This window comes from Nocardia sp. NPDC050406, from assembly GCF_044459025.1.
Taxonomy (GTDB): Bacteria; Actinomycetota; Actinomycetes; order Mycobacteriales; family Mycobacteriaceae; genus Nocardia.
In genome coordinates, this window is record NZ_JBITIM010000003.1 from 1,153,630 (window position 1) to 1,162,759 (window position 9,130).

8 protein-coding genes are annotated in these 9,130 nt (G+C 67.5%); 6 read left to right on the forward strand and 2 right to left on the reverse strand.

The window, feature by feature from the left end:
* Positions 1-47: 47 nt before the first annotated feature.
* Positions 48-1,223: a lactate 2-monooxygenase gene (locus ACIBH2_RS28765; protein WP_397122950.1), complete on the reverse strand. Its 1,176-nt coding sequence runs from the start codon at positions 1,221-1,223 to the stop codon at positions 48-50.
* A gap of 341 nt (positions 1,224-1,564) precedes the next feature.
* On the opposite strand from ACIBH2_RS28765, the gene ACIBH2_RS28770 reads away from it, so the two are divergent.
* Complete coding sequence (locus ACIBH2_RS28770) at positions 1,565-2,557, forward strand: NAD(P)H-quinone oxidoreductase (RefSeq protein ID WP_397122952.1); 993 nt, start codon at positions 1,565-1,567, stop codon at positions 2,555-2,557.
* Between the two features lie 188 nt (positions 2,558-2,745).
* On the opposite strand, the gene ACIBH2_RS28775 is transcribed toward ACIBH2_RS28770, so the two are convergent.
* Positions 2,746-3,951: a cysteine desulfurase-like protein gene (locus ACIBH2_RS28775; protein WP_397122954.1), complete on the reverse strand. Its 1,206-nt coding sequence runs from the start codon at positions 3,949-3,951 to the stop codon at positions 2,746-2,748.
* 167 nt (positions 3,952-4,118) lie between these two features.
* Here ACIBH2_RS28775 and ACIBH2_RS28780 point away from each other — a divergent pair, with 167 nt between their 5' ends.
* The 5 genes from ACIBH2_RS28780 (at position 4,119) to rsgA (ending at position 8,926) form a co-directional block, all read left to right on the forward strand.
* A complete protein-coding gene (locus ACIBH2_RS28780; RefSeq protein WP_397122956.1) occupies positions 4,119-4,712 on the forward strand; it encodes a bacterial proteasome activator family protein in 594 nt (197 codons plus the stop codon).
* A 244-nt stretch (positions 4,713-4,956) separates the two neighbouring features.
* Complete coding sequence (locus tag ACIBH2_RS28785) at positions 4,957-5,796, forward strand: ABC transporter permease (RefSeq protein WP_397123095.1); 840 nt, start codon at positions 4,957-4,959, stop codon at positions 5,794-5,796.
* A gap of 7 nt (positions 5,797-5,803) precedes the next feature.
* A complete protein-coding gene (locus ACIBH2_RS28790; RefSeq protein ID WP_397122958.1) occupies positions 5,804-6,625 on the forward strand; it encodes an ABC transporter ATP-binding protein in 822 nt (273 codons plus the stop codon).
* On the forward strand, positions 6,622-7,542 hold the full coding sequence (locus ACIBH2_RS28795; RefSeq protein ID WP_397122960.1) for a glycosyltransferase: 921 nt from the start codon (positions 6,622-6,624) through the stop codon (positions 7,540-7,542). Before ACIBH2_RS28790 ends, ACIBH2_RS28795 begins: the two co-directional genes overlap by 4 nt.
* A 277-nt stretch (positions 7,543-7,819) precedes the next feature.
* Positions 7,820-8,926, forward strand: coding sequence for a ribosome small subunit-dependent GTPase A (gene rsgA / locus ACIBH2_RS28800; protein WP_397122962.1), 1,107 nt, complete (start codon positions 7,820-7,822; stop codon positions 8,924-8,926).
* The last annotated feature ends 204 nt before the right edge of the window (positions 8,927-9,130 follow it).

Genomic DNA, 9,130 nt, shown 5'->3' on the forward strand with positions numbered 1-9,130 from the left:
ATTGTATTCCGGCGGTTCGGGCGGGCCCGGTGGCGTCGGCCGCACGGTCAGCGGAAGGAGGAGATCATCGTGCGTGACAGTTCGCTCACCGCGGTGCAGCCCGAAAGTCCCATGGCCGCATCGAAATCCGCGAGCAGCGAGCGCAGCGCGTGCCGGACGCCGTCCGCGCCCGCGATGCCCAGACCGTAGGCCCAGGGCCGCCCGTAGAGCACCGCCTTCGCGCCCAGCGACAGCGCGATCATGATGTCGGAGCCGGTGCGGATACCGGAGTCGAAGAGTACGTCGGCGCGGTCGCCGACGGTGGCGACAATGGTCGGCAGCGCGTCGAGGGCGGCGACCGCGCCGTCCACCTGGCGGCCGCCGTGATTGCTCACGATCACCGCGTCGGCCCCGGCGTCCACGCACTGGCGGGCGTCGTCGGGGTGCAGCACGCCCTTCACCGCGATCGGCAGTTCGGTCCAGTCGCGGAGTTTGGCGATATCGGCCGGGCGCAGGCCGTGATTGCCGAACAGGCCGACCCAGGTGAGGATGGCGGCGCGCATGGCGTCCTCGCTCTCCTCGGGCGCGGTGGCGAGTTTGGCGCGGAAGACCGGATCGGACAGATAGTTGGCGATGCCCTTGCCGTGCAGGAACGGCAGGTGTCCGAGCTCGAGGTCGCGGGGCCGCCAGCCCAGCGACGGCGTATCCACGGTCACCACAATGGCTTTGGCGCCCGCCTTGGCGGCGCGTTCCACCAGGGAGCGGGCCAGCTCCAGATCATTGGGCCAGTACAGCTGGTACCACCACTCGCCCGCGCGCTCGCCCACCTCCTCGATGGTGGAGGAGGCGGCGGTGGAGAGCACCATGCCGATACCGAGTTCGCGGGTCACATCGGCGACGACGGTCTCGCCGCGCTCGTGCAGCAACCCCAGCACGCCGATCGGCGCGGTCAGCACGGGTGTGGCGAGTCGGGTGCCGAGGACCTCCACGGAGAGGTCGCGGGCACCCGGTGCCGTCGCGCCGCGCAGGACGCGCGGCAGCAGTCGGTATTTCTCGAACGCGGCGGTATTGGCGGCGGCGGTGCGTTCCGCCGAGGCGCTTCCGGCCACGTATGCGAAGGCCGCCGGTTCCAGTACTTCCCGGGCGCGTGCTTCCAGTCCGGCCGCGGTCATGGGTAGCGCGGGGACGGTACCGGCAAGGCCCTGCAGATAGATCTCGTTCTGGAAATCGACGAAACTGCTCATTCTCGAAACGCTAGCGGTTTCAACCACACAGCGCGGGTGCGTCGAAAAACCTTGTGCAAATTCGCGACCCGCGCGCGAAGATCACCGGCGGCGTACCCGAACCAGCGCGCGCGACGAGTTACCGGCCAGCGGCGCCGAGACGGCCATCACCATCAGCACCGTGAATACGACCGCTGTCATTACGAATCCCACCATCAGAACTCCTTTCTCGAGCCGTCCTCCACACTGCCGGGGAAAGCTGACAGGATGCTGTGCCGAACCCGAGTACCGCTTGGGAATCGCGCTCGGTCCACAGCTCGGCGAAATACGACAAATCTCCGAAGCGTCGTACGCTCGCAGACATGTACGCGGTGACGCTCGACGGATTCGGTGGGCCCGAGGTCATGAAGTGGGCGCAGGTGTCCGACCTGCCCGCGCCCGGACCGGGTGAGGTGTTGATCGAGGTGGTGGCGGCCGGGGTGAACCGCGCCGACCTGCTGCAGCGGCAAGGGCTGTACCCGCCGCCGCCCGGGGCCAGCGAGACCCTGGGGCTGGAGTGTTCCGGCGTGATCGCGGCGGTCGGGGACGGCGTGCGCGAGTGGAAGGCCGGTGATCGGGTGTGCGCGCTGCTCTCCGGCGGCGGATACGCCGAACAGGTCCTGGTACCGGCCACGCAGCTGCTGCCGGTGCCCGAGGGCCTGGATCTGGCCGCGGCGGCGGCACTTCCGGAGGTCGCGGCGACGGTGTGGTCGAATCTGGTCATGCGGGCCGGATTGCATGCCGGGCAGCTGCTGTTGATTCACGGTGGCGGCAGCGGGATCGGGACGCATGCCATTCAGGTGGCGGTGAGCCGGGGCGCGCGGGTGGCGGTGACGGCGGGGTCGGCGTCGAAACTGGAGCGCTGCCGGGAATTGGGCGCGAGCATTCTGATCAATTACCGCGAATCCGATTTCGTCGAGGCGCTGCGTGCCGAAAGTTCCGGCGCGGACATCATTCTCGACAATATGGGCGCGGCCTACCTCGCGCGCAATATCGACGCGCTCGCCGAGGACGGCCAACTCGTGGTCATCGGTATGCAGGGCGGCGTCCAGGCGGAGTTGAATATCGCCGCGCTGCTGGGCAAGCGCGGCACCATCCACGCCACCAACCTGCGTCGCCGCCCCGCCACCGGGCCCGGCTCCAAGGGCGAGATCATCGCCGAACTGCGCCGCCACCTGTGGCCCTCGATCGCGGACGGCACGGTGGTCCCGGTCGTCTCCGCCGAACTCCCGGCCACCGACGTGGGGCGGGCACACCAGCTGTTGGACTCCGCGGACACCGTCGGCAAGGTGATCGTCGAAATCCGCGCGGCCTGAACGAGGGAGACAGGGACTCTCCCTGGAACCCTCTCAGGGGCTTCGCCCCTGAAACCCCGGACAAGAACGCGGATAGGTCTCTCCCGGGCGGCCTCGTCCTTGAAGCCCCGGACAAGAACGCGGGTAAGACTCTCCCGGGCGGCCTCGTCCTGACCGCTGGACTAGCGCGCCGGGTGCAAGGCCGACGCCTACGGCTCGAGGGCGGCCAGAGCGCGGCCGAGTTGGTCGATCTCGAATTTGGTTGTGTACGGGGCCAATCCGATGGTGACCGCGCCGCCCTCGTCGTTGACGCCGAGGGCGTCGAGTAGGCGGCTGCCGCCGTGTGAGCCGGAGAGGGTGCCGATGCGGGCGTCGGCGAGTTTGGCCGAGACCTTCTCCGCCTGCATGCCCGCGATGGTGAAGCTCACCGTGGGGATGCGGGTGGAGGCGCGGCCGATGACGGTCAGGTTCGCGATGGTGTCGAGGGTTTCCATGAGGTGCTCGAAGAGCTGGTCGTGGTAGTCCTGCAGCGAGGTGATCGACATTTCCAGGCGTTCGCGGCGGGTGCCGGTGGCGCGCTCGTCCAGCCCGGCCAGATAGTCGATGGAGGTGGTCAGGCCCGCCAGCAGCGCGTACTGGTGGCCGCCGACCTCGAGCCGCTCCGCGCCCTTGGCGTAGGGGTTGAGCGACATGGACGGAATGCGGTCCAGGAAGGCCGGATCGCGGAAGACCAGCGCGCCGATCTGCGGGCCGCCCCAGGCGGGTGCGCTGAGCGCGATCACGTCGGCGTTCAATTCGTCGATGTCGATGAGCGCGTAGGGCGCGGCCCCGAAGCAGTCGGCGACCAGCAGCCCGCCGACCTCGTGCACCCGATCCGCCGCCACCCGCACCGCCGGAGCCGATCCCACGATCGGCGACGCCGCGGTCAATGCGACGAGTCGGGCGGTGGGTCCGATCAGCTCCTCGAACTGCCACGCGGGCATTTCACAGGTCTCGATCTCCACTTCCGCCCAGCGGACATGTGCGCCATAGCGATTCGCGATCCGCAGCCACGGCGCGACATTGGCCTCGTCGTCCAGACGCGACAGCACGATCCCGGTGCCCAGGCCCAGCCGGGAACTCAGCGACTCGGCCAGCCAGGCCAGCAGCACCGCTCGGTCGGGGCCCAACACCACACCCGCCGGATCACCGCCCACCAGATCCGCGACCGCCTCCCGGGCGGCGTCCAGAATGGCGGCGCTGCGCTTGGCGGCGCCGTGCCGATTGGTGTGCGAGAAGGCGGAGGTCCGGAAACCTGTTGATACGGCCCGCGATACCGAATCCGGAACCAGCATCCCGGCTTGCGGGTCGAGATGGATCCAGCCGTCGCCCAGGGACGGTATGAGGCCCCGCACCCTTGCGACGTCGTAAGTCATGCAGGCCACTCTAAAGGCAGTTGCCAACCCGGCGTAACCGTGTTGGCTCTGTTCACGCTCCGTTGGCCCCGAACCGAGGCGGGCCCGCGGAGCACCGGCTCGCCGCGTTCGGGGTGGTTGGGCGGGTGGCTTAGCGCGTTCGGGTGGGAGGCGGCAGGATAGGGAGCATGACGCAATCGGACGGGACACCGGATTCCATTGTCGTGATTGGACCCGAGGGCCGACCCTTGATCATTCCGGCGGCGGCTCAGGTGGGTTCGTCGGGTGACGACGCACTGACCGGAGATGTGGTGAACGACGAGAATTCCGGCGAATCAGGCGAAAAAGAAGAGTCGCTGGCCGATATGGTCGAACAGCCCGCGAAGGTCATGCGCATCGGCACCATGATCAAGCAGCTGCTCGAAGAGGTGCGCCACGCACCGCTCGACGACGCCAGCCGCACCCGCCTGCGCGAAATCCACCGCACCTCCATTCGCGAACTGGAACAGGGCCTCGCCCCGGACCTGCGCGAGGAGCTCGAGCGCCTGGCACTGCCCTTCAGCGACGAGACCATCCCCTCCGACGCCGAACTCCGCATCGCGCAGGCGCAGCTGGTCGGTTGGCTGGAAGGCCTCTTCCACGGCATTCAGACCGCCCTGTTCGCCCAGCAGATGGCCGCGCGCGCCCAACTCGAGCAGATGCGCCAACTCCCCCCGGGCACCACCATCGATCCGCGCCAGCAGGGCGGCAGCGGCGGCACCGGCAGCGGTCAATACCTCTGACGCTGCGCCACTTCGCAATTCGGGCGAACCGCACCTCGTGGACCGGAGGTGCGGTGCCTCGTCGCCGACCCGTGGGCCAGGGATGTCGATCACGACCCGCGCGAGCTGTGGCGCCCGCCACCCCACCGGCCGCTCTCCCGGCCGAGGTTCACCGCCGCGAAGTAGCGGGCATTAGATACAGTCGGGTGCTGTGCCAGCTGCTGCCCCCACCGACTCGGCGACCACCGAGGCTCGTGCCGACGATGTGCCGGTGCCGCTAGTGTCGGATTCCCAGTCGTTCAATCGTGCGTTCAAGGACTTCCGCGATGGGTTCGCCCAGCGGGAGCTGTGGCTCTCGCTCGGATGGCAGGACATCAAGCAGCGGTATCGCCGATCGGTGCTCGGTCCGTTCTGGATCACCATCGCCACCGGCTTGCAGGCCGTGGCCATGGGCGTGCTGTATTCGACGCTGCTGAATCAGCCGCTGCACGAATACCTGCCGTACGTGACCGTCGGCCTGATCGTGTGGGGCGTCATCTCGGCCAGCATTCTCGAGGGCTCGGATGTGTTCATCGCCAACGAGGGGCTGATCAAACAGCTGCCCTCGGCATTGAGCGTGCACGTGTACCGCCTGGTGTGGCGGCAGTTCCTGTTCTTCGTCCACAACGCCGCCATCTACGCCGTGATGCTGCTGGCCTTCAGTGTGTGGAAAGACCTGAGCGTGACGGTGCTGCTCGCGATTCCGGGCATTCTGCTGCTGTTCGCCAATGCCATGTGGGTGACCATCTTCTTCGGCATCTTCAGCACCCGCTACCGCGATATCGCGCCGATTCTGGGCAGCACCACGCTCATGCTGTTCGTGCTGACCCCGGTCATGTGGACCACCAAGACGCTGCACGAGCAGGGCGGCGCGGTGAGCGAGCGGGCCAAGCTGGTGGAGCTGGTGCCGACCTACCACTACCTGGAGATCGTGCGCGCGCCCCTGCTGGGCGATCCGATTCATCTGCGCAGCTGGCTCGTGGTCGCCGTGATTACCGTCGTCGGCTGGGTGGTCGCGATACTGGCCATGAAGAAGTTCCGTTCCCGCGTGCCGTACTGGGTGTGAAGGCGCTATGACCGACCATGTGAGTATCGAGACCCAGAACGCGTGGGTGGAGTTTCCGATCTTCGACGCCAAGTCTCGGTCGCTGAAGAAGGCGTTCCTGGGCAAGGCGGGCGGCACCATCGGGCGCAACCAATCCGATGTGGTGGTCGTCGAGGCGCTGCGCGACATCACGCTCTCGCTCAAGGAGGGCGACAAGATCGGTCTGGTCGGCCACAACGGCGCGGGCAAATCGACACTGCTGCGGCTGCTTTCGGGCATCTACGAACCCTCCCGGGGCAGTGCGCGCATTCGCGGCCGGGTGGCCCCGGTCTTCGATCTGGGCGTCGGCATGGACCCGGAGATCTCCGGGTACGAGAACATCATCATTCGCGGCCTGTTCCTCGGTCAGACCCGCAAGCAGATGCTCGCGAAAATCGACGAGATCGCCGAATTCACCGAGCTCGGTGACTATTTGGAGATGCCGCTGCGCACCTACTCGACGGGTATGCGGGTGCGCTTGGCCATGGGCGTGGTCACCTCCATCGACCCCGAAATCCTGTTGTTGGACGAGGGTATCGGCGCGGTCGACGCGGAATTCATGAAGAAGGCGCGGGTGCGCCTGCAAGAACTCGTATCGCGTTCGGGCATCCTGGTATTCGCCAGTCATTCGAATGAATTTCTCGCCCAGTTGTGCGATTCGGCCTTGTGGATCGATCACGGGCATGTTCGGATGCACGGCGGGATCGAAGAAGTGGTACGTGCCTACGAGGGCAACGAGGCCGGAGATCATGTGGCGCATGTGCTGCGTGAGCTGCAACGCGAACGCGAGATGGAGCGAAAACCCGCATGAGTGACCAGCATTCGCCGATCTACGACGGTGCCCGGATCATCGCGGTGGTGGTCACCCACAAGCGCCGCGAACTGCTCGCGGAGTCGCTGAAGGTGCTCGCCGCGCAGACCCGTCCGGTCGACCACCTGATCGTGGTGGACAACGGCAACGAGCCGGAGGTCGGCGAGCTGGTGCGCGACCAGCCCATCGAAACCACCTATGTGGGTTCGGAACACAATCTCGGCGGCGCGGGCGGTTTCGCGCTCGGCATTCTGCACGCGCTCACCATGGGCGCGGACTGGGTGTGGCTGGCCGACGACGACGGACGGCCCGAGGGCCCGGAAGTGCTTGCGACGCTGTTCGATTGCGCCAAGCGGCACAATCTGGTCGAGGTGTCACCGGTGGTCGCCGATATCGACGAACCGGATCGGCTGGCCTTCCCGCTGCGCCGCGGCCTGGTGTGGCGGCGCCTGCGCTCCGAACTCGGCGACGAGGATTTCCTGCCCGGTATCGCCTCGCTGTTCAATGGCGCGTTGGTCTCCGCCGAGGCGGTGGACGTGATCGGCGTGCCGGATCTGCGGCTGTTCGTGCGCGGGGACGAGGTCGAGGTGCATCGGCGGCTGGTGCGTTCCGGACTGCCGTTCGGCACCTGCCTGCAGACGGCGTACCTGCACCCGAACGGCTCGGAGGAGTTCAAGCCGATCCTGGGCGGGCGCATGCACACCCAGTACCCGGACGACCCGGTGAAGCGCTACTTCACCTACCGCAATCGCGGGTACCTCATGTCGCAGCCGGGCATGCGCAAGCTGCTGCCGCAGGAAGTGGCCCGTTTCGGGTGGTTCTTCCTGGTGCAGCAGAAGGACCCGGCGGGGCTGATGGAGTGGCTGCGGTTGCAGCGGCTCGGCCGCCGCGAGCAGTTCCACAAGCCGCAGTCCTGACCTCCGCGCGCCGGTCGCGCGGGGCGGGCCGCGCGGCCGTCGAATTCGGTCCGGAAATTCGGTTGCGGGCCCGCCGTGCGCTCTGGCAAGGTGGCATCGTTCTGATTCGGCCGCGGTCACTCCTGTGATCGCCTGGGGAGAGATAGGAGGTGGATTCGTGAAGACGACAGTGCGGATTGTCGTGCCCCGGCGAGGTTTCGCCGCGTACGTATCCACCTCTATTTGCCTGCGCTGAGTCCCGGGAAGGGCTCGGCGCCCTACAAAGGACTCTCCCATCATGTCTCTGGTCGATTTCGACCTGCTCTCCCCCTACGGTTGGACTCCGGCGCTCGCCGCCGAATACCTACCCCTGCTCGATGATTCGCTCACGCCCGCACGCGTGATCCGCATGGAGCGCAGTGAATGCGATGTAGCCACCCTCGTGCCCGCCGCCTCGGAGCGAGACAGCGGGTATGTGACGGTGGTCCGGGCCCGCACCCCGCGCTCCGACGCCGATCCCCATGGCCTGTGCACCGGCGATTGGGTCGCGCTCGACGCCGAGCGAATGCTGCGAAAGCTGTTGCCCCGCAAGACCGCCATCGTGCGCGCCGCAGTCTCGGGACAGTCCGATGCCCGCGCCAAATCGGCGAGTCAGATTCTCGCCGCGAATGTGGATACCGTCCTGGTCTGTACCGCCGGGGACGGCGATGTGGATCTCGGGCGCATCGAGCGACTGCTCGCGCTGGCCTGGGAATCCGGTGCGCAGCCGGTGGTGGTGTTGACGAAAGCCGATCTGGCGCACGACCTTCCGCTCGACGCGGTGCGGGCGGCGGCGCCGGGGGCGACCGTGCTCTCGGTCAGTGCGACCTCCGGGGTCGGCATGGACGTGCTCGCGGCGGTGCTGGAGGGCACGGTCGCGCTGATCGGCCCCTCCGGGGCCGGGAAGTCCACGCTCGCCAACGCGCTGCTCGGCTCGGAGGTGTTCGCCACCAATGCCGTTCGCGAGGGTGACAAGCGGGGGCGGCACACCACGGTGCATCGCGAGCTGCGGCCTCTGCCCGGTGGCGGCACGCTCATCGATACCCCGGGGTTGCGGTCGGTCGGCCTGTGGGAGGCCAGCGAGGGGATCGGTCGCACCTTCAGCGATATCGAATCCCTCGCCGCCGCCTGCCGTTTCGCCGACTGCGCGCACCGCAGCGAACCCGGCTGCGCGGTGCAGGCCGCCATCGAATCCGGTGAGCTGCCGCAGCGTCGCCTCGACAGCTACCGCAAGCTCTCCCGCGAGAACGAGTGGATGGCCGCGCGCACCGACAGCCGGGCGCGCGCGGAACGGCAGAAGGTCTGGCGCGACATCTCCAAACAGCAGCGCCGCATGTACCGCGAGCGCGGCACCCGCCCGCGCTAGCTCGGCGACCAGGTACTGATGGCGGAAGGCTCTCGCACGATACCGCCACCAGTACCTGGTGAACGTGGGTCCAGTGGGGTGGGGGGGGGGGGGGGCCGCCCCCCCCCCCTGATTTTAGGGGGTGGGGGGGGGGGGGGTGTTTTTTAATTTTTTTTTTTTATATAGTTTTTTTTTTTTGGGGGGGGGGGGGTTTGTGGGGTGGGG

Bases quoted from the DNA above. Each gene is read 5' to 3' on its own strand.
- ACIBH2_RS28765 (WP_397122950.1), bottom strand. From the start codon at position 1,223: ATGAGCAGTTTCGTCGATTTCCAGAACGAGATCTATCTGCAGGGCCTT.
- ACIBH2_RS28770 (WP_397122952.1), top strand. From the start codon at position 1,565: ATGTACGCGGTGACGCTCGACGGATTCGGTGGGCCCGAGGTCATGAAG.
- ACIBH2_RS28775 (WP_397122954.1), bottom strand. From the start codon at position 3,951: ATGACTTACGACGTCGCAAGGGTGCGGGGCCTCATACCGTCCCTGGGC.
- ACIBH2_RS28780 (WP_397122956.1), top strand. From the start codon at position 4,119: ATGACGCAATCGGACGGGACACCGGATTCCATTGTCGTGATTGGACCC.
- ACIBH2_RS28790 (WP_397122958.1), top strand. From the start codon at position 5,804: ATGACCGACCATGTGAGTATCGAGACCCAGAACGCGTGGGTGGAGTTT.
- ACIBH2_RS28795 (WP_397122960.1), top strand. From the start codon at position 6,622: ATGAGTGACCAGCATTCGCCGATCTACGACGGTGCCCGGATCATCGCG.
- rsgA (WP_397122962.1), top strand. From the start codon at position 7,820: ATGTCTCTGGTCGATTTCGACCTGCTCTCCCCCTACGGTTGGACTCCG.